Source organism: Roseovarius indicus (assembly GCF_008728195.1).
In the GTDB taxonomy this organism is placed as follows: domain Bacteria; phylum Pseudomonadota; class Alphaproteobacteria; order Rhodobacterales; family Rhodobacteraceae; genus Roseovarius; species Roseovarius indicus.
Window position 1 is genome coordinate 353,613 of record NZ_CP031598.1, and the last position, 22,221, is coordinate 375,833.

Consider the following 22,221-nt stretch of genomic DNA (forward strand, 5'->3'; position numbering starts at 1 on the left):
CCGACGGCCCTTTCGGGTTACGTTTGCCCGATAATCATAAATCAGGGAGTACGATCATGTGTGATATCTGCGTGATGAATGCCGTGAAGGAAAAGATGCTGTCGCGGCGGAGTTTCTTTACCGCGACCGCCGCAAGCGGCGCGGCCGCGGTGCTGGGCAGCTCGGTCGCGGCCCCGCCGGCGATGGCCGCCGGGGTGGGGTCGGTCGAGGACCTGACCCATGCCTATGGCCCCGATTTCCCCACCTTCTTCGGTGCCCCCGGCATCGAGATGACGCAGGAGTTCAACTTCGCCGACCACGGCTTCAACCTCTTCAACCTGAGCATCAACGAGCACACCGGCACCCATGTCGACGCGCCGATGCATTTCTCGGCCGATGGCAACTCGGTCGACGAGATCCCGGTGAACACGCTGGTCGCGCCCCTTTGCGTGGTGGATATCGCCGCCAAGGCCGAGGAGGACGCCGATGCACAGGTCACGCCAGACGACCTGAAGGCGTGGATCGACGCCAATGGCGAGATCCCCGAGAATGCCTGTGTGGCGATGCATTCCGGCTGGGGTGGCAAGACCGGCGGCGACGGGTTCCGCAACGCTGATGGCGAAGGGGTGATGCACTTCCCCGGCTTCCATGTCGAGGCGGCGACCATGCTGATGGAGGAAACCGCGGCACAGTCGATCGCGGTCGACACGCTGTCGCTCGATTTCGGCCCTTCGCCCGATTTCGCGACCCATTACGCCTGGCTGCCCTCGGGCCGGTTCGGCATCGAGTGCCTCGCCAATCTCGACAAGCTGCCGGCGGCCGGGGCGACCATCGTCGTGGGGGCGCCCAAGCACAAGGGCGGCTCCGGCGGGCCGGCGCGGATCTTCGCGATGACGTGACGGGTTACGTCGTGAGAGCGTCCCGGACCTGATCCGGGACCTCTTCGCTGTCCGGAGGTCCCGGTTCGGGGCCGGGACGGGTATCGCGTCAGGGCGCCGCGCTCAGGATCTCGCCCACTTTCAGCGCCCGCATCGGGCTGCCGTCGACCTTGAGCTTGCCGGTCATCACGGCGGTGGTGGGGTTCTGGCTGCCCTCGACGATGTTGCGGAAGACCTGCGACGTGGCCGTCAATGTCAGGTCGGCATCGCGGTCGCTTTCGGTCGCCCCGGTCTCGTCGACATAGAGGCGCCCGAGGTCGGGCATGTCGAGCGCGACGGAGCCCCGGATACGCCCCTTGGCGCGGGCACTGACGGCGGCGGCGAAGTCTTCGAGCGGGGTCATGGACGGGGTCTCCGGCTGGATGTCGGGGATACCATGCCAGAGCGCGCGGGAAAGCAAAGTGTGACGGTGGGTCACTTCGGGCGCCGCCCCGGTTAGGCGGCGCCCGGTGTCTCAACCGACCACGTTGAACCCCGGCCCGTAGGGGTAGCCGGTGATGTTCTCGTGTCCCTCGTCGGTGATCACCAGCACGTCATGCTCGCGATAACCGCCGGCGCCGGGCGCTCCCTCGGGGAGGGTCAGCATCGGCTCCATCGAAATGACCATGCCGGGTTGCAGCACGGTATCGATATCCTCGCGCAGCTCCAGCCCGGCCTCGCGCCCGTAATAGTGGCTGAGGATGCCGAAGGAGTGGCCATAGCCGAAGGTGCGGTATTGCAGCAGGTCGCGCTCTTCCAGGAAGGCGTTGATCTGGTGCGTGACCTCGGCACAGCTGACGCCGGGTTTCAGCAGCGACATGCCATATTCATGGGTGGCGACGTTGGCCTCCCAGATCCTGCGGGAGGCCTCATCCACCTCGCCCACGAACATCGTCCGCTCCAGCGCCACGTAATAGCCCGAGACCATCGGGAAGGTGTTGAGGCTGAGGATATCGCCACGCTGCAATGGCCGCGCCGTGACCGGGTTGTGGGCCCCGTCGGTGTTCAGCCCCGACTGGAACCAGACCCAGGTGTCGCGGTATTCGGCGTCGGGGAAAACGCGGGCGATCTCCAGCTCCATCGCGTCGCGCCCGGCCATCGCCACGTCGATCTCGCGCACCCCTTCGCGCACCGCTTCCTTGATCGCGTAGCCGCCCACATCGGCGATCGCGGTGCATTTGCGGATCAGGGCGATCTCGGCGTCGGATTTCATCATCCGCTGGCGCATCGTGGCCGGCGCGATATCAAGCATGGTCAGCGGCTTGAGGAAATCCTCGAGCTTGTCGCGCTGCATCAGCGTCAGGTGGTCGCCCTCATACCCGATCACCGCGTTCTCACCCGTCACCTCGCGCACGGCGCGCCAGAAATTGTCGCGCTGCCAGTCGGTATAGGTGATGTTGTCGCCCACCGAACGGCGCCACGGCTGGCCCGCGTCGATGCCGGCCGAGATGGTGACGCAGTCGGTGTCGGTGACGACACAGGCATAGGGCCGCCCGAAGGCGCAATAGAGAAACCCCGAGAAATAGGCGGCGTTATGCATCGAAGTGAGCACGCAGGCGCTGGCGCCCATCTGCTCCATCGTGTCGCGCAGGTCGGCGAGGCGGGCGTCGTATTCGGATTTGGCGAAAGGCAGCGGGGCCTTTTCGCCATTGTGGAAGCGGTAGAATTCAGGACGTGCAGTCATTTTCAGACCCTCCTTGATCAGAAAGGTCCCGGCGTTCAGGACTGTGGGGAAGGGCCATGAGGGGGCGACGCCATCGCCCGGGCCTGTGGGTGTTCTTGCCGATCCGGGGCGATCCGGTCAAGACTGTTTGCGACTGAACGGAGGGCGACGCGTGACGGAAGCTTATCGACCGGGAGAGCGGAACCTGATCACCGACGTGGGCGGCCTGCGCGTGGGGCACGCGGCGGATGCGCGGATCAAGACCGGGTCGACCGTGCTGGTGGGGGACAAGCCCTTCGTCGCCGGGGTCCAGGTGACGGGCGGCGCGCCGGGCACGCGGGAAACGGATTTGCTGGCGCCCGACAAGACGGTGCAGGAGGTCGATGCGCTGGTGCTGTCGGGCGGCTCGGCCTTCGGGCTCGACGCGGCCTCGGGCGTGGCAGACGGGTTGCGCGTCACGGGGCGCGGCTTTGCGGTGGGGCCCGTGAGGGTGCCGATCGTGCCGGGGGCGATCCTGTTCGACCTGGCGAATGGGGGCGCAAAAGATTGGCCCGAGAATCCCTACAAGCGGCTCGGCGCGCAGGCGCTGGAGGCCGCGGCGCAAGACTTCGCGCTGGGCACGGAAGGGGCCGGAACGGGGGCGGTGACGGCCACGCTGAAAGGCGGCATCGGCTCGGCCTCGCTGCGGCTGCCCTCCGGCCATGTCGTCGGCGCACTTGTGGCGGTGAACGCGCTGGGCTCGGCGATCGTCGGCGACGGGCCGCAGTTCTGGGCGGCGCCTTTCGAGATCGGCGGCGAGTTCGGCGGGCTGGGGTTGGCCCCAACCGCCCCGCCCCTGGCCCCTCACATCAAGGGCCGCGACCGGGGCAACACCACCATCGGCATCGTCGCCACCGACGCCGTGCTCACCCAGGCCCAATGCACCCGCATGGCCACCGCCGCCCATGACGGCATGGCCCGCGCCCTTGTGCCGTCGCACACGCCGCTCGACGGTGACCTGATCTTCGCCGCCGCCACCGGGGAAAAGCCGCTGACCGATCCGCTGGCCGATACGCTTCTGCTGGGCCACGCCGCCGCCCTCTGCGTGGCGCGGGCCATTGCCCGCGGCGTCTACGAGGCGCGGGCGGAAGCGGGCGACATGAAACCGTGCTGGCGCACCAGGTTCGGCTGACGGTTCTTTCGAGTATTTGGGGCAAGATGAAGGACGGGCCGTGCTTTCATTGTTCCAAAAATACTCAAATCCGCACCGGCACCACACGCGCGCCCTATCGCGTTTCCCTTGCGACAGAGCCAGACTCGCTATATCTGCATGTGCATGACACGGATATTCGACATGGATGACCGCGCGCGCCTGCCCTGGCGCTTCCACGGCGCGACGATGACGGTGCTGGCGCGCCTATGAGCGCGCGGCCATTCCTGTCACACCACAACTCCATCTGAAGAACCGGAGAGGACCCATGTCCCCCAAGACACTCTATGACAAGATCTGGGATGCCCATCTCGCCCACGAGGCCGAGGACGGCACATCCCTTCTCTATATCGACCGGCACCTCGTGCACGAAGTGACCAGCCCGCAGGCCTTTGAAGGGCTGCGCATGGCGGGCCGCACCGTGCGGGCACCCGAGAAAACCATCGCTGTTCCGGATCACAACGTGCCCACCACCCCCGACCGGGTGAACGGGATCGAGAACCCGGAAAGCCGCATCCAGGTCGAGGCGCTGGACAAGAACGCCAAGGATTTCGGGGTGAACTACTACCCCGTCAACGATATCCGGCAGGGCATCGTGCATATCGTCGGCCCCGAGCAGGGCTGGACGTTGCCGGGCATGACCGTGGTCTGCGGCGACAGCCATACGGCCACGCATGGTGCCTTCGGCGCGCTGGCCCACGGCATCGGCACGTCCGAGGTCGAGCATGTGCTGGCCACCCAGACGCTGATCCAGACCAAGTCGAAGAACATGAAGGTCGAGATCACCGGCCAGCTGCGCCCCGGCGTCACCGCGAAAGACATCACCCTGTCGGTGATCGGCCGCACCGGCACCGCCGGCGGCACCGGCTACGTGATCGAGTATTGCGGCGAGGCGATCCGGAGCCTGTCGATGGAAGGCCGGATGACCGTCTGCAACATGGCGATCGAGGGCGGCGCCCGCGCCGGCCTGATCGCGCCGGACGAGACCACCTTCGAATACATCAAGGGCCGGCCGCATACGCCGAAAGGCGCCCAATGGGAGGCCGCGCTCAACTGGTGGAAGACTCTCTACTCCGATGACGACGCGCATTGGGACAAGGTGATCACCATCAAGGGCGAAGATATCGCCCCCGTCGTCACCTGGGGCACCAGTCCCGAGGACGTGCTCCCGATCGACGCCATCGTGCCCGCGCCGGAAGACTTCCAGGGCGGCAAGGTCGACGCCGCCAAGCGCGCGCTGGAATACATGGGCCTGAAAGCCGGCACGCCGCTGTCGGAGATCGAGATCGACACGGTCTTCATCGGCTCCTGCACCAACGGCCGGATCGAGGATCTGCGCGCCGCGGCCGAGATCCTGAAGGGCAAGAAGATCAAGGAAGGGCTTCGCGCCATGGTCGTGCCCGGCTCGGGCCTCGTGCGCGCACAGGCCGAGGAAGAGGGGCTGGCCGACATCTTCAAGGACGCGGGCTTCGAATGGCGTCTCGCGGGCTGTTCCATGTGCCTTGCCATGAACCCCGACCAGCTGGCGCCCGGCGAGCGCTGTGCCGCCACCTCGAACCGCAACTTCGAGGGCCGGCAGGGCCGTGGCGGCCGGACCCACCTGATGAGCCCGGCCATGGCGGCCGCGGCGGCGGTGACCGGCAAGCTGACCGACGTACGGCAGATGATGTGACGGTGTGCCGGGCTGAAGCCCGGCCTACCACCGGCGTAGGGCGGGCTTCAGCCCGCCACCCGTTCAAGGAGACAAGACATGGAAAAATTCGAGAAAATCACCGGGGTCGCGGCGCCCATGCCGATGATCAACGTCGATACCGACATGATCATCCCCAAGCAGTTCCTGAAGACGATCAAGCGCTCGGGCCTCGGCGTGAACCTGTTTCACGAGATGCGCTATGACGACGACGGCAACGACATCCCCGAGTTCGTGCTGAACAAGCCGCAGTATCGCGAGGCCGAGGTGCTTGTCACAGGCGACAATTTCGGCTGCGGATCGAGCCGCGAGCACGCGCCCTGGGCGATCAAGGATTTCGGCATTCGCTGCGTCATCGCGCCCAGCTTTGCCGACATCTTCTACAACAACTGCTTCAAGAACGGCATCTTGCCGATCTCGCTTCCGCAGGAGAAGGTCGACGTGCTGATGAAGGATGCCGAGAAGGGCTCGAACGCGCGGATGACCGTCGACCTCGAAGAGCAGACGGTCACCACCTCGGATGGCGAAGTCATTCCGTTCGAGATCGACAGCTTCAAGAAGCACTGCCTTCTGGAAGGGCTCGACGATATCGGCCTGACGATGGAAAAAGCCGACGCCATCGCCGCCTATGAAACCCGCGCGGCGGCCGAACGGCCCTGGGTCTGAGGCACAAGCCCGCCACAATTCGGCCATCTTCCCGGCCTTCCCGCATGGCGTGCGGGCCGGGAAATTGCCACATCTTTTAAGCGAAACTTGCCACAGGCCATTCAGGTATAGTGGCGAGGCTTGCCAATTCCACCATATGTTGTGTATATACACAAGAACGTCAAATTTCGGATATCAAATTGATGCATTCCCGCACCACTTGCATCATCAATTGAACAGAAAATTCCGATCTAGAATGCCCCAAGCTTGAGCCCGTGGTGGAAAAGGGGCAAAAATTGGACAAGAATGAGGCAGACCGCCAGAAACGGCGGGATCAAGTTGGGACAAAGGCGCGGCATCGTACCGGGCCTGGCCAGTTTGAAGGGAAACGGGCAGTGGTTTCGCAGATTGTCAGTGCGCTTTTTCGCGCCTATTGCGTGGCGGTTCTCGTCGCGCTTCCGGCGTTGCTGCTGCCGACCGTCGCCTCGGATACCGCCCAGATCGTTGTCGTCATCGCGCTGCTGGCCTCGCTCCTGACCTTCATGGAGTATTACGGGAAGTACCCCAGCATCGTCGAATTCCGTTTCGCGCCGCCCTTCAACCGCATCAAGTTCATCGCCCTGGCGGTCTCGGTGGTCACGATCTCGCTGATCATGCGGGGCAAGACCGACCCGAACGGCGTGACGGTCATGCTCAGCCAGCTGGGCGACGTGCTGGGCCGGGTGATCGACTTTCCCTATTCGCCCGTTCGCCTTGTGGTGCTGATGCTGCCGCCCGATGCCGGGCCCGACCTGACCCACGATGTGCGCACGGCGGCCGGCATTTCCTATGCCGTCTCGCTGGTGATGATGCTGATCTTCGTCACCTATGTGCGGATGCTGAATTGGCCCATGCGCAAGGGGTCGTTCAATGTCTGGGTCAACCTGCCGCTTTTCGACCCCACGCGCGGCGGTGACGTCGTCGACCGGCTCAAACGCGATGCCGGCGTTAACATAGTGTTAGGGGCTCTTCTGCCATTCATTATCCCGACGGCGATCAAGGCGACGTCGGATATCATCGATCCGGTGTCGGTCGCCAATCCGCAAACGCTGATCTGGACGATAACGGCATGGGCCTTTCTACCTGCAAGCATGTTGATCCGGGGCATCGCCCTGTCGCGCGTGGCCGAGCTGATCGAGGCCAAGCGCCGCCGGGTCTATGGCAAGGACGAGGCCGAAGACACGCTGCAGGAAGCCTGATTTCCGCCCTCCTGCTGGGCTGGCTTCTGGCCGGGCCGGCCATGGCGGACACCCTTCGCATCGCCACCTTCCACACCGAGCTGTCCCGCAAGGGGCCTGGCCTCCTGCTTCGGGATATCCTCGACGGCGATCCACAGGCCGAGGCGGTCGCCGAGGTGGTCGCGCACGCGGCGCCCGATGTGCTGATCCTCCAGGGCATCGATTACGATCACGGGCAGGCGGCTCTGGCTGCATTACGCGATCTCATCGAGGCGGCAGGCGTGGCCTATCCGCACATCTTCGCCCTGCGCCCCAACAGCGGCATGGCCAGCGGTCACGACCTCGACGGCGACGGGCGGCTGGGTGAGCCGGAGGATGCCCAGGGCTACGGCTGGTTCGCGGGCGAGGGGGGCATGGCGATCCTGTCGCGCCACCCGGTCGACCTGGCCGGCGTGCAGGATTTCAGCGATCTGTTGTGGAAAGACCTGCCCGGTGCAATTCCAGACGAGGGGATGAACGCCGAGGTGCAGAGGTTGTCCTCGGTCGGCCATTGGGCTCTCCCCATCACGATCGGCGACAGGCGGTTGACGCTGCTGACCTTCCACGCCACGCCGCCGGTCTTCGACGGCCCGGAAGACAGGAATGGGCGGCGGAACCATGACGAGATCGTCTTCTGGCAGCGCTATCTCGACGGCGCTTTCGGTGACGTGCCGGGGCATGCCTTCGTGCTGGCGGGCAACGCCAACCTCGACCCTGTCGATGGCGACGGGCGAAAGGAGGCGATAGCAGGCCTGCTTGCAGACCCACGGCTTCAGGACCCCGCGCCACAGCGCGACGGCCCGGCGGCCCGGGCCGAGGGGCAGATGGGCGACCCGGCCCTCGACACCGCCGCCTGGGGCGAGCCGGTGCCGGGGCACCTGCGGGTCAGCTACGTGCTGCCCTCGGCTGACCTGAAGGTCGCCGCGTCAGGTGTGGTCTGGCCCGGCGAGGGCGACCCGCTGGCCGCCGCCGCGACAGAGGCCAGCCGTCACAGGCTCGTCTGGGTCGACCTCGTCATCGACTGACGGATCACGGTGCAGCGTTTCGCCGGTTTCAGCCAGGGCGCCGCGGCGCGGGCCAGCGCATCCTCCGGCGCGGTGGCGGTGAAGCGGGGGCAAAGCCTATCAAACGCCTCGCTTTCCAGCCAATGCGGCGTGTCCCACAGGTAGCGCATCTCCAACAGGCTGCGCCCCATCGGCCAGACCGGCGCGGCAAACCGCAGCGGCAGCCACGACATCCGGCGCAGCGCAACCCGACGGCCCGCAAGGCCCGACAGCATGTCGGCCATGTCCGCCCCGGTCATCGTGTATCCCGGGAAATTCACATCGGTGAACGCCGGCAGGCTCTCCTTCTGCTCGGCAATCTCGGCCGCGGCTCGGGTCAGGTCCGGCAGGTAGGCCCAGGCATGGGGAATGTCCGGCTGCCCCGGATAGGTCAGCGTCCCGCGCGGCAGCGACGGCAGCATCATCCGGTCAAGCCAGTTGCCCGAGGCCTCGGTGTCGATGAAATCGCCAGCCCGCAGGATGACGGTCTGCACCCCGCTGTCGCGATAGCTCTGCTCCATCCCGACCCGCAAACGGCCAAGCGGGTTGGCCGCCGCATGGGCCGAACCTTCCCGCCAGGGGGCGGGCGTCTGCTCCCCATAGACATAGACATTCCCGGGGATCACAACCATCGCGCCCGAACGGCGGGCGGCCTCCTGTATGCGCGCATGCAACTGCGGCAGCTGCGCCGCCCAATCGGGGTAGGCCGGGTTCCAGGCGGCAACGATCACGTCGGCGCCCTGCGCGGCCTCGTTCAGGTCGTCATGCCGCCGGTCGAAACTGCGAATCGACCAGCCGGCATTCCAGAAGGCCTCGGCGGCATTGCGGCCGAACCGGCCCGAGGCGCCGAGGATCAGTACGGATTTCTGCATCATCCCGCTCCCATGTGTTCGAGGAATTGACGTAACGATACCTGTTCCCCTCCGAATGGGAATTGCCAAAAATTCTGCAATTGATATTCAATAATGAATGGATAAATCCCTCACCTCTCTCGACTGGGCCCTCGTCCGCGCCTTTCTCATCGTGGCCGAGACCGGCTCGCTTTCCGCGGCGGCGCGGCGCCTCGGGGCCAGCCAGCCAACGCTCGGCCGCCAGATCCGGCAGCTTGAAACCGCGCTCGGGCAGACGCTTTTCAACCGCCAACCCAAGGGGCTGGCGCTGACCGAGAATGGCCGCGCGCTGATGCCCGGCGCGCAGAAGATGCAGACGGCGATGCACGAGATCACGCTGACGGCGGCGGGGCAGGAAACCGGCCTCGCGGGCCCGGTGCGGATCACCGCCAGCGAATCGGTCTCGCTCTACATCCTGCCGCCGATCCTCGCCAAATTGCGGGCCGAGGCGCCGGGCATCAGCGTGGACATCGTGCCAAGCGACAGCACCGAGAACCTGCTCTTCCGCGAGGCCGACATCGCGCTGCGCATGTACCGCCCGAAACAGCTCGAACTGGTGGGGCGGCACCTGGGCGATATCCGGCTGGGCATCTTCGCCTCGCGCGCCTATCTCGACCGGGCGGGCCGGCCGGAAACGGTGCGCGACCTCTTCGATCACCCGATCATCGGCTATGACCGCAACGAAGAGATCATCCGCGAATTGCAGGCGCGCGGCTTTCCGGCCACGCGCGAGTGGTTCGCCTTCCGCTGCGACAGCCACACCGTCAACTGGGAACTGGTGCGCGCCGGCTGCGGCATCGGCTTCGGCCAGGCCGGCGTGGCCGAGGCCGACCCCGAGGTCGAGGAAATCCCGATCGACGTGAACCTGCCGGTGCTGCCGGTCTGGCTGGCCACGCACCAGGCTCTGCGCCATAGTCCGCGCATCGCCCTGGTGTGGGACGCGCTGGCCGAAGGCATGGCACCGCACCTGGTCTGAGCGGGAGAGGACGATGGAAAACCTGACCGGCGGCTGCCTCTGCGGCAAGGTACGGATCGTGGCGACGGGCCGGCCCAACCGGGTGGGCCTCTGCCACTGCCTCGACTGTCGCAAGCATCACGGGGCGCTCTTCTATGCCGCGGCGATCTTTCCCGCCGGCGCGGTGCGGGTCGAGGGCGAAACCAGGGCCTGGAAGGGCCGGCATTTCTGCCCCGACTGCGGCTCCTCGGTGTTTGCCGAAGACGGCGAGGAAACAGAGCTGCACCTGGGTGCGCTGGATGCACCGGATCAGCTGCAACCGACCTACGAGAACTGGTGCATCCGCCGCGAGGCATGGCTGCCCGCGTTTCCGTTGTCGATAAGCTACGACAGGGACCGCGAAGGCGAGGGCCGCGGCGAGGATTGACGCGCCGACGTCTGCCTTTCTTGACCCTCCCCCGGCTTCGGGCTAGGCGATTGGCGACATAGTTTCCAGACAGAGGATTGCCCCCATGACCAACCCTTCGCTTCTTATCCTCCCCGGTGACGGGATCGGCCCCGAAGTGATGGCGGAAGTCGTCAAGATCATCGGCTGGTATGGCGACAAGCGGGACATGAAATTCGACGTCAGCGAAGACCTTGTCGGCGGCGCCGCCTATGACATGCACGGCACCCCGCTGGCCGACGTGACGATGGACCGCGCGCAACAGGTCGACGCCGTCCTGCTCGGCGCCGTGGGCGGGCCGAAATACGACAACCTCGACTTCTCCGTGAAGCCCGAGCGCGGCCTCCTGCGCCTGCGCAAGGAAATGGACCTCTTCGCCAACCTGCGCCCGGCCCAGTGCTTTGACGCGCTGGCCGATTTCTCCTCGCTGAAGAAGGACGTGGTCGCAGGCCTCGACATCATGATCGTCCGCGAGCTGACCAGCGGCGTCTATTTCGGCGAGCCGCGCGGCATCTTCGAGGAAGGCAACGAGCGCGTCGGCATCAACACCCAGCGCTACACCGAGTCGGAGATCGACCGCGTCGCCCGCGCCGCCTTCGAACTGGCCCGCCGGCGGAATAACAAGGTCTGCTCGATGGAGAAGGCCAACGTGATGGAGAGCGGCATCCTCTGGCGCGAGGTCGTGCAGAAGGTGCATGACGAGGATTACGCCGATGTCCAGCTCTCGCACATGTACGCCGACGCCGGCGCCATGCAGCTCTGCCGCTGGCCCAAGCAGTTCGACGTGATCGTCACCGACAACCTCTTCGGCGACCTGCTGTCGGACGCCGCCGCGATGCTCACCGGCTCGCTCGGCATGCTGCCATCGGCCAGCCTCGGCGCGCCGATGGCGAACGGCCGGCCCAAGGCGCTCTACGAGCCGGTCCACGGCTCGGCCCCCGATATCGCGGGCCAGGGCAAGGCCAACCCCATCGCCTGTATCCTCAGCTTCGCCATGGCGCTGCGCTATTCCTTCGACCAGGGCGACGAGGCCGCGCGCCTCGAAGGCGCGGTCGAGAAAGTGTTGGCCGACGGCCTGCGCACCGCCGACCTGCTGGGCGAAGAGGGCGTGACGCCCGTCTCCACCAGCGAGATGGGCGACGCCATCGTCGCGGCGCTCGACGCCAGCCTGTGATCGAAACGCGGCCCTACCGTCCCGGCGACGGGGCCGCGTTCGAACCGCTCTACCACGGCTATCTCGAACATTACCGCCTCGGCCCCCCGGACGGGGCCGAGACCGCGCAACTGATCGGCCATCTCGATGCAGGCCGGCACATGTCCTGCCTGATGGCCCATGACGGCGCCCGGCCCGTGGGCTTTGCCACATGGGCGCTCACTTTCCCGGCGGGCCGCGGCACGGCGCTTTTCATGAAGGAGCTGTTCGTCGACCCCGCCGCCCGCGGACAGGGCGCGGGCCGCCACCTGCTGGCCGGCCTGGCAGAGATCGCCGAGGCCGAAGGCTGCGTCAGGCTCGACTGGCAGACGGATGGCGACAACCAGGGCGCCCAGGCCTTCTACAAGGCCATCGGCGCACCACGTCTCGAAAAGCTTAGCTTTCGCGTCCCCGCTGCCGACCTTGCCGACTTCCGACGTCGGCTTACCCGGCCTTCCGCTCGGCCATAGTGGGCGCCGAGATCCAGTAGCCCGCCAGCCGGTCGGCAAGCTGGCCCTTCTTCTCCCCCAGCATCTGGGCAGCCAGCCCGAAGGCCCGCTTGCGCAGCACCTCGCTTTCGGCGTCGGCCAGCTCGGCCACCCGTTTGCGGGCCGCTTTCGGCAGGTCTTTCGACGCCTCGTCCAGCGTCGCGCGCAGAACCACAAGGTCGTGATCGTCGCCCAGCACGTCCGACAACTCGTCCAGCGTGTCGACCCGGGCAAGCATCGGCTCGGGCCACGCCTCGCGCAGCAGGCGGCAATGATACCAGTGATACTTCACACGCTTGCGCCACTGGTGCAGAAGCTCGTCATTCTCCGGGTCGCGCCCGGCCTTGCGCCAGTTCTTCCGGGCCCGGCCATAGGTCTTTTTCAGCCCGCCCGCGATCACCTCGTGCGAGGTACCGTCGACGGGCCAGGCCGTGGCGCGGATGCGGGCATCCTCCAGCCGGTTCGCCGCCTCTTCCAGCCGGCCGGGCAGGTCGTGCTCGTGCAGCATCGCATCGCGCCGCTCGCCGGCCCAGGCGATCAATGGAGACAGGCTGTCGTCGCCGGCCTTCTCCGCCAGCCCCTCCAGGGTTTGCGTCAGAACCTGCTTGTCGCGGATATCCGAGAACAGCCGCGCGATATCGCGAAACTCGGCATTCTCCGACTTGTAATGCTTGCCCAACCCGGGGCGGACCAGCCGCAGAAGCCCGCGCAGCTTCTTCATCCGCTTGCGCACATCATGCACACGCGGCTCGAGCGCGCCCTCGCCGGTCAGCGAGGCCAGCGCGGCACCGATCTGGTCATCGGCCACCTGCCGCACGTTTTCCGTCAGCGACAGCCCGGGTTTGAAATGATAGGTCATATCGTCTGTCATTACATATTTACCCTTGCACGGATTTCCATGATTTCGCTACTTGCAAATCGTCGGGCAGGCGTATAATCGCGTGGCTCAGCGTCGGAGTGTAGCTCAGCCTGGTAGAGCACTGTCTTCGGGAGGCAGGGGCCGGAGGTTCGAATCCTCTCACTCCGACCATTATTTTCCCGCATAATCCACTATGACCGTTGTTGCCCCCGCTGAATTGGGGTGTTGCGTTGCCGGTGCCCATCGAATCTAACGGGCCCGACCAATTCTAGCGACGATTTGATACCCATGAATGAGACCTACGATATTCGCGAGTTTCTCGCCGACCCTACGAACCCGAGGCATATTGAAGGCGAAGTGACGTGCCCGGCCAGCGCGCGGGGCCGCGTGAAAATAAACCCGGTCGGCAATATGGCGGCGAAGCGGTTTCTCACGGTGCGGATCCTGGCAGATGAGGTTCCCGGAAGCATCATCATCGGCATGGGCCCGGGCTCCTCGGACTGCACGATTCATTCCGGAAGCCGTATGATCGCCAAGATCAACTTTTGGCGCAGGGCCAGCCTGACGATCGGCGAGGGCACCACGATGAACGGGGTGCGGCTCGTGGTCGACGAGGCCGATGTCGAGATCGGCAAGGATACCCTTTGGTCTGACGAGATTATCGTGCAGTCGAACGATCAGCATGGGCTCGTCGATCTTGCGGATTTCAAGGTCATACGGTCCGGCCGGAAACACGTCCGGATCGGCGATCATGTCTGGGTCGGGCGGCGGTCTCTGATCATGCCGGATATCGAGATCGGCGAGGGCAGCGTCATCGGCGCGGCGAGCCTCGTGACCAAGTCGGTTGAGCCGTTTACCATCGTCGCCGGCAACCCGGCGCGCGTGGTCCGCGAGAACGCGACGTGGTGCCGATCGCCAAAGGGGTTCTCCGAGGCTGAAGAGGCGTGGGTGCGGGCACGGATGCCAGGCCAGGGCGGGGACTGAAGAGCTTCAGGTCAGCAGCCCACGATCCGCAAGTTCCTTGCGGATGGCCGCGCTGTCGGCGCCGCGGTCGGGCGGTGCGGCGGGCGACGGTGTCGCCCCGCCAAAGCGCGGGGCAGGGGCCGGTTGCAGCGTGGCCCCGTCCGTTGACCAGGTGCCTCGGGCCTTCATGTGCGGGTCTTCCGCCGCTGCATCCGGCGACAGCACCGGGGCGACGCAGGCGTCGGAGCCCTCGAACAGCCCGGCCCAGTGGGCGACAGGCTGGTCGGCGAAGATTTCGGCGAGGCGGGCACCCTGCTCGGGCCACAGGGCGCGGTCGTATTGCTCGGCGAACGCCGGATCGTCGGCGAGGCCCATCAGTGACAGGAACTCGGCATAGAATTTCGGCTCGAGGCATTGCACGCTGATCCAGGCCCCGTCGGCACAGGCATAGGTCCGGCACCAATGCGCCCCGTCGAGAAGGCTCTGCCCGCGCGCCTCGACCGTGTTGCCCGAAGGCACCATCGACATCAGCAGGGCCATCATGTGGGCCGAGCCGTCGACGATGGCGGCATCGACCACGGTGCCCTGTCCGGTGCGCCCGGCGTTGATGATCCCGGCCAGCAGACCCGCCACGAGGTAAAGCGCGCCGCCGCCGACGTCGCCCACCAGCGTGGCCGGGGTGATCGGCGCATCGCCCGGCGCGCCCGCATACCAGAGCGCCCCCGAGGTGGCGATATAGTTGAGGTCATGCCCGGCGGTCATGGCGCGCGGGCCGGTCTGGCCCCAGCCGGTCATCCGGCCATAAACGAGCTTCGGGTTGCTCTCTGCAAAGCTGTCGGGCCCGAGGCCGAGCCGCTCCATCACGCCGGGGCGAAAGCCTTCGATCAACGCGTCGGCCGAGGCGATGAGCGCCCGCGCGGTCGCAAGGTCCTCCCGATCCTTCAGGTCGAGCGTGATCGATTTCTTGCCCCGGTCGAGCAGCGAGGCACCGCTGCCCGTGGGGTTGGTCGAGGCGGGGCGGTGGATCACGATCACCTCGGCCCCCATATCGGCCAGCATCATGCCCGCAAACGGGCCGGGGCCCAGCCCCTCGACCTCGACGATGCGAATTCCGTCTAGCATGCGTACCTCCCTCTGTTGGGCCAAAGGCTAGCCCAGAGGCGCCGACGGGGAAATGCGGTTTCGCCAAAACGCCCTCCGTTGCGCACCACACCACATCTCGTATCACGCCCCATCGCGCGCCACATGAACCCGGCCCTGCACCGTGAAACGCACCGACGGAATACCGACAAAATACCGACGTTATACCGACACGGCATTCTCATCCAAAATCAACGCATTAACCCTGATTCGCGGCCCAATGCGAAAACACCCCGGTTCATACCTCCGTCAGAACCGCCGGTGCAGCCGCTTCCGCGTCACGATATACCGCTTCTTCTGCCGCTCGCGCAGGAACACGAACAGCCCCGCCCCGAGGATGAGCGCGATGCCCATCATCGCCACCGGCTCGGGCAGGTCGTCCCAGATGAGCCACCCCCAGAGGATCGCCAGCGGCAGCCCGGTATATTCGAACGGCGCAATCGTGGCCGCGTCGGCAATGCGATAGGCCGCGCTCAGGCAATAGCCCACGATGGAGGAACTGAAGCCGAGCGCGAGGAAGAGATAGATGTCCGTCCCCTCCGGCCAGACCCAGGCGCGCAGCAGGAAAACAAGGCTTTCATTCTCCACCCCCTCGGCAAACCGCCCGTCGCCGGCCACCAGCCAGAACATCGAACTGACGATGATGAAGCCCACCTGGATATAGATCGCCATCGCCGAAGCCTTGGAGCTGACCCCCAGTTTGCGCGTCAGCACCTGGTTCAGCGCATAGGCGAACGCCGCGATGATCGGCAGAAGGTAGACCCAGAGAGAGACATCGCGCGACGCGTCGCTCTGCCAGGGCCGGGTCATGATGATGACGCCCAGAAGGCCCACCACGACGGCACCGATCCTGAGCGGGCCCACCTTCTCGCCCAGCAGCGGGATCGACAGCAGCGTGATCATCAGCGGCGCCACGAAGAACGCCGCCGTCGCCTCGGCCAGCGGCAGCACGGCCAGCGCGGCGAAATAGGTCATGTTGGCGAAGATGATCATCAGGCAGCGCAGCGCATGCAGCCCCGGCGTCGAGGTGCGCAGCAGTTTCCAGCCGCCTTCAAGTTGCAGCAGCACGATACTGAAAAGAATGCCGATGGCCGAGCGGCAGAACACCATCTGATGCAGCGGGTAGCCACCCGACAGGAACTTGATCAGCACGTCATTGGCGGAAAGCGCCACGATGGCCAGCAGGATGAAACCGATGCCCGCCGAGGGGTTCTGAAGCCGTGCGATCCCTGTCATGGAATGTCCTTTCCCCGACCCCCTAACACGGCCGCGCCCGGGCCTCCATCCTCAATCGCGACAATCCGCCACACGGATGCGCAGGGCGCTCTTGGCCCCGCCCCGGTGCTGGGGTACGCTTCCGCCGACAGCGTGACAGGAGGGAGCCGCCGCCATGAAGATGAGTGACGAAAAGCAGATCAACGCCGACCGCGAAACGGTCTGGAACGCGCTGACCAGTCCGGACGTGCTTCAGGAATGCGTGCCCGGCGCGCAAGATGTCAGCGGCTCGCCCGAAGAGGGGTTCGAGGCGACGGTCACCCAGAAGGTCGGCCCGGTGAAGGCGACGTTCAAAGGCACGGTGACGTTTTCGGAGATGGAGAAGCCCGAGAAACTGACCCTGACGGGCGAGGGCAAGGGTGGGGCGGCCGGCTTCGCCAAGGGCAGCGCCGCGGTGACCCTGACCGAGAACGAGGGCGGCACGCTTCTGTCCTACGATGTCGAGGCGAAGGTGGGCGGCAAGCTGGCCCAGCTTGGCAGCCGGATCGTCGATGGCTTCGCCAAGAAGATGGCCGACCAGTTCTTTTCCCGGCTCGAAGAGGTGATCGAGGGGCCGAAGGACGAGGACGAAGAGCAGGAGGCCGAGAAAAAAGGCTGGCTCAAGCGGCTGATTTCCTGAGGAAAATCAGGGTGGGTTCGCACCCACCCTACGCAAGCCCGCGTGGCGCGGATCACCGAAGGGTCGGCCACCGGCGCATGCAGCCCCTGCTCGACGACACCCGGATCAGTCTCTTCTGAAACCCGGAGCCGTTGGAGTGAATACACGGGAATTTGATGATTTTCGCACAGGCCCGCCTGCTCTCAGGGGCAATTGCACTTCGGTGCATGAGGGCTAGTTTGGCCGGATACCAAGCGCGAACAAGGTGAACTCATGGCCCCAATTGTCGATGTCAAAGACCTGCGCAAGACCTTTGACGGCGGGTTCGAGGCGCTGAAAGGCGTCTCGCTGGAAATCGAGGAGGGTGAAATCCTTGCCCTGCTGGGCCCGAACGGCGCGGGCAAGACCACGCTGATCTCGGCGCTCTGCGGCATCACCACGCCCACGGGCGGCAGTGCCCGCGTGGGCGGGCATGACATCATTTCCGACTATCGCGCCGCGCGTCAGATGATCGGGCTCGTGCCCCAGGAAATCGCACTGGAACCCTTCGAGAAGGTGATGAACGCGGTACGCTTCTCCCGCGGCCTCTTCGGCAAGCCGCGCGACGAGGCCTTCATAGAGAAGACGCTGAAACAGCTGTCGCTCTGGGACAAGCGCAAGAGCAAGGTGATGGAGCTTTCGGGCGGCATGAAGCGCCGGGTGATGATCGCCAAGGCGCTCTGTCACGAACCGCGGGTGCTGTTTCTCGACGAGCCCACCGCCGGCGTCGATGTCGAACTGCGCCGCGACATGTGGAAGGTGGTGGCGGGCCTGAAGGAAAGCGGCGTTACCATCATCCTGACCACCCATTACATCGAAGAGGCCGAAGCCATCGCCGATCGCGTCGCCGTGATCAACAAAGGCGAGATCCTGCTGGTCGAGGAGAAATCGGCGCTGATGACGCGCATGGGCCGCAAGAGCCTGCGGATCGAACTCGTCGAGCCGCTCAGGGAGGTGCCCGACGGGGTGGAAGAGTACGACCTCGAGCTTGCCCCCGATGGCCGCGCCCTGACCTATACCTACGACACCAACGCCGAGCGCACGGGCATCACGCGCCTTCTTCAGACCTTGTCCGAGAAGGGCGTGGCGCTGAAAGACCTCCAGACCTCGCAGTCGAGCCTTGAGGAAATTTTCGTGAGCCTCGTCAACGAGGGGGATGCGGCATGAACCTGACAGCTATCCGTGCGATCTATGTTTTCGAAATGGCGCGGTTTTTCCGCACCCTGCTGCAAAGCTTCATCTCGCCGGTGATCTCGACCTCGCTCTATTTCGTCGTCTTCGGCGCGGCCATCGGCAGCCGCATCGACCAGGTCGAGGGCGTCAGCTATGGCGCCTTCATCGTGCCGGGGCTGATCATGCTGACGGTGATGACGCAAGGTATCTCGAACGCCTCCTTCGCCATCTACTTCCCGAAATTCATCGGCACGATCTTCGAGCTTCTCTCGGCGCCGGTGAACTTTCTCGAAATCGTGCTGGGCTATGTCGGCGCGGCGGCCACCAAGGCGCTGTTCATCGGCATCGTGATCCTCGGCACCTCGGCGTTCTTCGTCGATCTCGACATCCAGCACCCGCTGGCGATGGTGGTCTTCCTGCTGCTGACTTGCATATCCTTCGCCCTGTTCGGCTTCATCATCGGCATCTGGGCGGGGAATTTCGAACAGCTGCAGCTGATCCCGCTGCTGGTCATCACGCCGCTCGTGTTCCTCGGCGGGTCGTTCTACTCGATCTCGATGCTGCCGCCCGTCTGGCAGACGATCACCATGTTCAACCCGGTGGTCTACCTGATCTCGGGTTTCCGCTGGTCGTTCTTCGGGCAGGCCGACGTGGCGATCGGGTTCAGCCTCTTTGCCATCGGGCTCTTCACCACGATCTGCCTCGTGATCGTCTGGCTGATCTTCAAGACCGGCTGGCGTATCCGCTCGTGATCGCCGTCGGGTTTTGAGTATTTTTGGCAAGATGAAGGGCGGGGCGGCGCCTCCCCGGTACGGTGCCGCAAGGTAAGTCGCCGGAATAATGTGCCTCGCGTACGGGTTTTTTGCGTCTGCACGTAAAACAGCGGGGCGCCCCGCCTTGTTATGGGCGCCCGCGCGATCTACATCGGGCGGATGAAGCTGAAACTGCCTTTTGTCGACCGCGGGCCGCTTGTCGCCGTGATCCGTCTCAATGGTGCCATCGGCACGGGCGGGCGCGCGCAGCTCAACGACGAGTCGCTGGCCCCGATCATCGAAAAGGCGTTCAAGCGCGGCAAGCCAAAGGCGGTGGCGCTGGTGATCAACTCACCGGGCGGCTCTCCGGTGCAATCCTCGCTCATCGCGGCCCGCATCCGCCGGCTGGCGGAAGAGAAATCCGTGCCCGTCCATGCCTTCGTCGAAGACGTGGCGGCCTCGGGCGGCTACTGGCTGGCCTCGGCGGCCGATGACATCTGGGTCGACGAAAGCTCGATCGTCGGTTCGATCGGCGTGATCTCGGCGGGGTTCGGCGCGCATGTGCTGCTGGCCCGGCAAGGGGTCGAGCGTCGCGTCTACACCGCCGGCAAGTCGAAAAGCATGCTCGACCCGTTCCTTCCCGAAAAGGAGGAGGACGTGAAGCGCCTCAAGTCGCTGCTCGACCAGATGCACGAGACCTTCACCGCGCAGATCAAATCGCGCCGGGGCGACCGCCTCGCCGACCGACAGGACCTTTTCACCGGCGAATTCTGGCTGGGCAGCCGCGCGGTCGAGCTTGGCCTCGCCGATGGCGTGGCCCATGTCGTGCCCAAGCTGAAGGCGCTCTACGGCGACAAGGTGCGCTTTGCCCGCTACGGCAAGAAGCGCGGCCTGTTCCAGCGGTTCGGCGCGACCATGGCGCAGGACGCCTTCGACACCATCGAGGAGCGGGCGGCCTATGCCCGTTTCGGCCTCTGACGTGATCGTCAAGATCGTCATATTGTTCCTCGTCTTCATGGTCGTGATGGCCATGTTCGGCAAGTTCCGCTTTCCCGGCCAGCAGCGCCTCGCCTCTGCGCGCTGCAAGAACTGCGGCCGGTTCCGCCTTGGCAAGGGTCCGTGCGACTGCCGGAAAGGCAAGGCGAAATGATCGTATGGCTGCTGGCAGGGCTCGGTCTGCTGATTCTGCTTCTGGCGGGGGATGCCCTCGTGAAAGGAGCTGTTAACCTCAGCCTGCGTGTGGGCATACCTGCGCTCATCGTCAGCCTAACGATCGTGGCCTTCGGGACCTCGGCACCAGAGCTGCTGATCTCGGTCAATGCCGTGCTGGATGACAAGCCGGGCCTCGGGCTGGGCAACGTGGTGGGCTCGAACACCGCCAACATCCTGCTGGTGCTGGGCGTGCCGGCGCTGATGACGGGCCTGCACACCAGCCAGTGCGACACCCGCAAGACCTATCTCTTCATGATCGGCGCGACGGTGATCTTCATCGGCCTCGCCTTCCGCGGCACGTTCGACATGCTGGCGGGTGGCCTGCTGCTGGGGATGCTGGCCTTCGTGCTGGCCGATGCCTTCCGCGAGGCGCGCAACCACCGCCGCGCCTGTGCCGCCGCCGCGCTCGACCCCGATGACGAGGAAGAGGTCGAAGGCGCCGACCCCAACATGCCGTGGTGGCAGATCTACGTCTTCCTCGTGCTGGGCCTCGTCGGCCTGCCACTGGGCGCCGACCTTCTGGTCGACAACGCCTCGATCATCGCGCGGCGCTACGGCGTCAGCGACTCGGTGATCGGGCTGACGCTGGTGGCGCTGGGCACCTCGCTGCCGGAACTGGCAACAACGGTCATGGCGGCCCTGCGTCGTCAGGCCGACGTGGCGCTGGGCAACGTGATCGGGTCGAACCTGTTCAACCTGCTGGCCATCATCGGCATCACCACGATGATCGGAGAGATCCCGGTCGACCCCGAGTTCCTGCAATTCGACCTGTGGGTAATGCTGGGCGCCTCGCTGCTGCTGGGGCCTTTCGTCCTGATGAAGATAGATATCAACCGGATCTGGGGCATTGTCCTGACGGCGCTCTATCTCGTCTATGTCACGTTCATACTGACCTGAAGAGGGGGCGCGCGGAATGACACGGGCACTTGTAACGGGAGCAGGCAAGCGGCTGGGCCGCGCGATGGCGCTGGACCTGGCGCGGCGCGGGCATGACGTGGCGGTGCATTACGCAAGCTCCGCCGATGCCGCCGCCGAGGTGGTTTCTGAAATCGAGGGCATGGGCCGCCGCGCCGTGGCGCTGCAGGCCGACCTGCTGGCCGAGGACGAGGTGCAGGCCCTTCTGCCCCGCGCGGCCGAGGCGCTGGGCGGGCCGATCCTGACGCTGGTGAACAACGCCTCGATCTTCGAATACGACAGGATCGAAACCGCCACTCGCGACAGCTGGGACAGGCATCTCGAAAGCAACCTGCGCGCGCCTTTCGTGCTGATCCAGGCACTCGCCGCGCAGATCCCCGACCCGGAGACCGACGAGAACGGTGAGCCGGTCGCGCAGGGGCTGGCGGTCAACATGATCGACCAGCGCGTGCGCAAGCTGACGCCCGAGTTCATGAGCTACACCATCGCCAAGTCGGCGCTCTGGACCCTGACCCGCACCGCCGCGCAGGGTTTGGCGCCGAAAGTCAGGGTCAACGGCATCGGCCCCGGCCCCACGATCATCGGCCACCGGCAGAGCGACGACCACTTCCGCCGACAGCGTCAATCGACCGTTCTGGAACGCGGCGCCGACGCCACCGACATCACCGCCGCGCTGGGCTACCTGCTCGATGCGCGGGCCGTGACGGGCCAGTTGATATGCGTCGACGGCGGTCAGCATCTCGGCTGGCAGACACCCGATATTCAGGGGGTCGAACCCTGACCCCGCGACAAGTTGTGCACGTGTCACGGTGCCGTGAAGGAAGCGTTACAAAAAATTTAATGTTTTCAGTGCATTGGTGTATATACAGTTTTTTATATAGTGAAATCAATAGGTTAAAAAACCGATTAAATTTTAGGCAACTCAACGAAGCCGTCCAAAAAC

At 65.3% G+C, this 22,221-nt stretch carries 23 protein-coding genes, 1 tRNA gene and 1 pseudogene; 19 read left to right on the forward strand and 6 right to left on the reverse strand.

The window, feature by feature from the left end:
- Nucleotides 1-56 precede the first annotated feature (56 nt).
- The gene (locus tag RIdsm_RS01725) at nt 57-878 is read left to right on the forward strand and encodes a cyclase family protein (protein ID WP_057816327.1); all 822 of its coding nucleotides are present in this window, start codon (nt 57-59) and stop codon (nt 876-878) included.
- A gap of 88 nt (nt 879-966) precedes the next feature.
- Here RIdsm_RS01725 and RIdsm_RS01730 read toward each other — a convergent pair whose 3' ends face one another.
- Both RIdsm_RS01730 and RIdsm_RS01735 read right to left on the reverse strand, forming a co-directional pair.
- Nucleotides 967-1,260, reverse strand: coding sequence for an SCP2 sterol-binding domain-containing protein (locus RIdsm_RS01730; protein ID WP_057816326.1), 294 nt, complete (start codon nt 1,258-1,260; stop codon nt 967-969).
- 111 nt (nt 1,261-1,371) lie between these two features.
- Nucleotides 1,372-2,580 carry a M24 family metallopeptidase gene (locus RIdsm_RS01735; protein WP_057816325.1) on the reverse strand — a complete coding sequence of 403 codons (1,209 nt, stop codon included), beginning with the start codon at nt 2,578-2,580 and terminating at the stop codon, nt 1,372-1,374.
- Between the two features lie 151 nt (nt 2,581-2,731).
- Between RIdsm_RS01735 and RIdsm_RS01740 the strand changes: the two genes are divergently transcribed.
- The 5 genes from RIdsm_RS01740 (at nt 2,732) to RIdsm_RS01765 (ending at nt 8,364) form a co-directional block, all read left to right on the forward strand.
- A complete protein-coding gene (locus RIdsm_RS01740) occupies nt 2,732-3,730 on the forward strand; it encodes a P1 family peptidase (RefSeq protein WP_057816324.1) in 999 nt (332 codons plus the stop codon).
- Nucleotides 3,731-4,016: 286 nt separating this feature from the next.
- On the forward strand, nt 4,017-5,420 hold the full coding sequence (gene leuC, locus RIdsm_RS01750) for a 3-isopropylmalate dehydratase large subunit (RefSeq protein WP_057816323.1): 1,404 nt from the start codon (nt 4,017-4,019) through the stop codon (nt 5,418-5,420).
- 78 nt (nt 5,421-5,498) lie between these two features.
- Nucleotides 5,499-6,104, forward strand: a complete 606-nt coding sequence (gene leuD, locus RIdsm_RS01755; protein ID WP_057816322.1) for a 3-isopropylmalate dehydratase small subunit — start codon at nt 5,499-5,501, stop codon at nt 6,102-6,104.
- A gap of 374 nt (nt 6,105-6,478) precedes the next feature.
- Nucleotides 6,479-7,321, forward strand: coding sequence for a hypothetical protein (locus RIdsm_RS01760; RefSeq protein ID WP_057816321.1), 843 nt, complete (start codon nt 6,479-6,481; stop codon nt 7,319-7,321).
- Between the two features lie 41 nt (nt 7,322-7,362).
- Nucleotides 7,363-8,364 carry an endonuclease/exonuclease/phosphatase family protein gene (locus tag RIdsm_RS01765; protein ID WP_057816320.1) on the forward strand — a complete coding sequence of 334 codons (1,002 nt, stop codon included), beginning with the start codon at nt 7,363-7,365 and terminating at the stop codon, nt 8,362-8,364.
- Here the strand turns inward: RIdsm_RS01765 and RIdsm_RS01770 are convergent.
- Entirely contained in the window at nt 8,328-9,254 is a 927-nt protein-coding gene (locus RIdsm_RS01770; RefSeq protein ID WP_057816459.1) for a Rossmann-fold NAD(P)-binding domain-containing protein, read from the reverse strand. The genes RIdsm_RS01765 and RIdsm_RS01770 overlap by 37 nt on opposite strands.
- A 97-nt stretch (nt 9,255-9,351) precedes the next feature.
- Between RIdsm_RS01770 and RIdsm_RS01775 the strand changes: the two genes are divergently transcribed.
- The 4 genes from RIdsm_RS01775 to RIdsm_RS01790 all read left to right on the forward strand — a co-directional run bounded on the left by RIdsm_RS01775 (nt 9,352) and on the right by RIdsm_RS01790 (nt 12,334).
- Nucleotides 9,352-10,248 (forward strand): LysR family transcriptional regulator, encoded by an 897-nt coding sequence (locus RIdsm_RS01775; protein WP_057816319.1) that lies wholly within the window; start codon nt 9,352-9,354, stop codon nt 10,246-10,248.
- 13 nt (nt 10,249-10,261) lie between these two features.
- Entirely contained in the window at nt 10,262-10,654 is a 393-nt protein-coding gene (locus tag RIdsm_RS01780; RefSeq protein WP_057816318.1) for a GFA family protein, read from the forward strand.
- 85 nt (nt 10,655-10,739) lie between these two features.
- Complete coding sequence (gene leuB / locus RIdsm_RS01785; RefSeq protein WP_057816317.1) at nt 10,740-11,846, forward strand: 3-isopropylmalate dehydrogenase; 1,107 nt, start codon at nt 10,740-10,742, stop codon at nt 11,844-11,846.
- Nucleotides 11,843-12,334 carry a GNAT family N-acetyltransferase gene (locus RIdsm_RS01790; RefSeq protein ID WP_057816316.1) on the forward strand — a complete coding sequence of 164 codons (492 nt, stop codon included), beginning with the start codon at nt 11,843-11,845 and terminating at the stop codon, nt 12,332-12,334. The genes leuB and RIdsm_RS01790 overlap by 4 nt, the downstream gene beginning before the upstream one ends.
- Here the strand turns inward: RIdsm_RS01790 and RIdsm_RS01795 are convergent.
- Nucleotides 12,309-13,211, reverse strand: coding sequence for a CHAD domain-containing protein (locus RIdsm_RS01795; protein WP_177228430.1), 903 nt, complete (start codon nt 13,209-13,211; stop codon nt 12,309-12,311). The two genes, RIdsm_RS01790 and RIdsm_RS01795, sit on opposite strands and share 26 nt — an antisense overlap.
- 94 nt (nt 13,212-13,305) lie before the next feature.
- Between RIdsm_RS01795 and RIdsm_RS01800 the strand changes: the two genes are divergently transcribed.
- Nucleotides 13,306-13,382, forward strand: a tRNA-Pro gene (locus RIdsm_RS01800).
- 570 nt (nt 13,383-13,952) lie between these two features.
- Nucleotides 13,953-14,150: pseudogene (locus tag RIdsm_RS30875) on the forward strand (acyltransferase); the annotation flags it as partial.
- A gap of 51 nt (nt 14,151-14,201) precedes the next feature.
- Here RIdsm_RS30875 and RIdsm_RS01810 read toward each other — a convergent pair.
- Both RIdsm_RS01810 and RIdsm_RS01815 read right to left on the reverse strand, forming a co-directional pair.
- Entirely contained in the window at nt 14,202-15,296 is a 1,095-nt protein-coding gene (locus RIdsm_RS01810; protein ID WP_057816313.1) for a CaiB/BaiF CoA transferase family protein, read from the reverse strand.
- 267 nt (nt 15,297-15,563) lie between these two features.
- Nucleotides 15,564-16,550, reverse strand: a complete 987-nt coding sequence (locus RIdsm_RS01815) for a DMT family transporter (protein ID WP_057816312.1) — start codon at nt 16,548-16,550, stop codon at nt 15,564-15,566.
- Nucleotides 16,551-16,704: 154 nt separating this feature from the next.
- Between RIdsm_RS01815 and RIdsm_RS01820 the strand changes: the two genes are divergently transcribed.
- From RIdsm_RS01820 to RIdsm_RS01850, 7 genes are all read left to right on the forward strand, one after another.
- A complete protein-coding gene (locus RIdsm_RS01820) occupies nt 16,705-17,208 on the forward strand; it encodes an SRPBCC family protein (protein WP_057816311.1) in 504 nt (167 codons plus the stop codon).
- 252 nt (nt 17,209-17,460) lie between these two features.
- Nucleotides 17,461-18,393: an ABC transporter ATP-binding protein gene (locus tag RIdsm_RS01825; protein ID WP_057816310.1), complete on the forward strand. Its 933-nt coding sequence runs from the start codon at nt 17,461-17,463 to the stop codon at nt 18,391-18,393.
- The gene (locus tag RIdsm_RS01830; RefSeq protein ID WP_057816309.1) at nt 18,390-19,151 is read left to right on the forward strand and encodes an ABC transporter permease; all 762 of its coding nucleotides are present in this window, start codon (nt 18,390-18,392) and stop codon (nt 19,149-19,151) included. The genes RIdsm_RS01825 and RIdsm_RS01830 overlap by 4 nt, the downstream gene beginning before the upstream one ends.
- A 180-nt stretch (nt 19,152-19,331) precedes the next feature.
- Entirely contained in the window at nt 19,332-20,129 is a 798-nt protein-coding gene (locus RIdsm_RS01835) for a S49 family peptidase (RefSeq protein ID WP_057816458.1), read from the forward strand.
- Complete coding sequence (locus RIdsm_RS01840) at nt 20,110-20,301, forward strand: hypothetical protein (protein ID WP_057816308.1); 192 nt, start codon at nt 20,110-20,112, stop codon at nt 20,299-20,301. Before RIdsm_RS01835 ends, RIdsm_RS01840 begins: the two co-directional genes overlap by 20 nt.
- Complete coding sequence (locus RIdsm_RS01845) at nt 20,298-21,260, forward strand: calcium/sodium antiporter (RefSeq protein WP_057816307.1); 963 nt, start codon at nt 20,298-20,300, stop codon at nt 21,258-21,260. The genes RIdsm_RS01840 and RIdsm_RS01845 overlap by 4 nt, the downstream gene beginning before the upstream one ends.
- A 16-nt stretch (nt 21,261-21,276) precedes the next feature.
- Nucleotides 21,277-22,059, forward strand: a complete 783-nt coding sequence (locus RIdsm_RS01850) for an SDR family oxidoreductase (RefSeq protein ID WP_057816306.1) — start codon at nt 21,277-21,279, stop codon at nt 22,057-22,059.
- Nucleotides 22,060-22,221: the final 162 nt, after the last annotated feature.

Bases quoted from the DNA above. Each gene is read 5' to 3' on its own strand.
- RIdsm_RS01725 (WP_057816327.1), top strand. From the start codon at position 57: ATGTGTGATATCTGCGTGATGAATGCCGTGAAGGAAAAGATGCTGTCG.
- RIdsm_RS01730 (WP_057816326.1), bottom strand. From the start codon at position 1,260: ATGACCCCGCTCGAAGACTTCGCCGCCGCCGTCAGTGCCCGCGCCAAG.
- RIdsm_RS01735 (WP_057816325.1), bottom strand. From the start codon at position 2,580: ATGACTGCACGTCCTGAATTCTACCGCTTCCACAATGGCGAAAAGGCC.
- leuC (WP_057816323.1), top strand. From the start codon at position 4,017: ATGTCCCCCAAGACACTCTATGACAAGATCTGGGATGCCCATCTCGCC.
- leuD (WP_057816322.1), top strand. From the start codon at position 5,499: ATGGAAAAATTCGAGAAAATCACCGGGGTCGCGGCGCCCATGCCGATG.
- RIdsm_RS01765 (WP_057816320.1), top strand. From the start codon at position 7,363: ATGGCGGACACCCTTCGCATCGCCACCTTCCACACCGAGCTGTCCCGC.
- RIdsm_RS01770 (WP_057816459.1), bottom strand. From the start codon at position 9,254: ATGCAGAAATCCGTACTGATCCTCGGCGCCTCGGGCCGGTTCGGCCGC.
- RIdsm_RS01775 (WP_057816319.1), top strand. From the start codon at position 9,352: ATGGATAAATCCCTCACCTCTCTCGACTGGGCCCTCGTCCGCGCCTTT.
- RIdsm_RS01780 (WP_057816318.1), top strand. From the start codon at position 10,262: ATGGAAAACCTGACCGGCGGCTGCCTCTGCGGCAAGGTACGGATCGTG.
- leuB (WP_057816317.1), top strand. From the start codon at position 10,740: ATGACCAACCCTTCGCTTCTTATCCTCCCCGGTGACGGGATCGGCCCC.
- RIdsm_RS01795 (WP_177228430.1), bottom strand. From the start codon at position 13,211: ATGACCTATCATTTCAAACCCGGGCTGTCGCTGACGGAAAACGTGCGG.
- RIdsm_RS01810 (WP_057816313.1), bottom strand. From the start codon at position 15,296: ATGCTAGACGGAATTCGCATCGTCGAGGTCGAGGGGCTGGGCCCCGGC.
- RIdsm_RS01815 (WP_057816312.1), bottom strand. From the start codon at position 16,550: ATGACAGGGATCGCACGGCTTCAGAACCCCTCGGCGGGCATCGGTTTC.
- RIdsm_RS01820 (WP_057816311.1), top strand. From the start codon at position 16,705: ATGAAGATGAGTGACGAAAAGCAGATCAACGCCGACCGCGAAACGGTC.
- RIdsm_RS01825 (WP_057816310.1), top strand. From the start codon at position 17,461: ATGGCCCCAATTGTCGATGTCAAAGACCTGCGCAAGACCTTTGACGGC.
- RIdsm_RS01830 (WP_057816309.1), top strand. From the start codon at position 18,390: ATGAACCTGACAGCTATCCGTGCGATCTATGTTTTCGAAATGGCGCGG.
- RIdsm_RS01835 (WP_057816458.1), top strand. From the start codon at position 19,332: ATGAAGCTGAAACTGCCTTTTGTCGACCGCGGGCCGCTTGTCGCCGTG.
- RIdsm_RS01840 (WP_057816308.1), top strand. From the start codon at position 20,110: ATGCCCGTTTCGGCCTCTGACGTGATCGTCAAGATCGTCATATTGTTC.
- RIdsm_RS01845 (WP_057816307.1), top strand. From the start codon at position 20,298: ATGATCGTATGGCTGCTGGCAGGGCTCGGTCTGCTGATTCTGCTTCTG.
- RIdsm_RS01850 (WP_057816306.1), top strand. From the start codon at position 21,277: ATGACACGGGCACTTGTAACGGGAGCAGGCAAGCGGCTGGGCCGCGCG.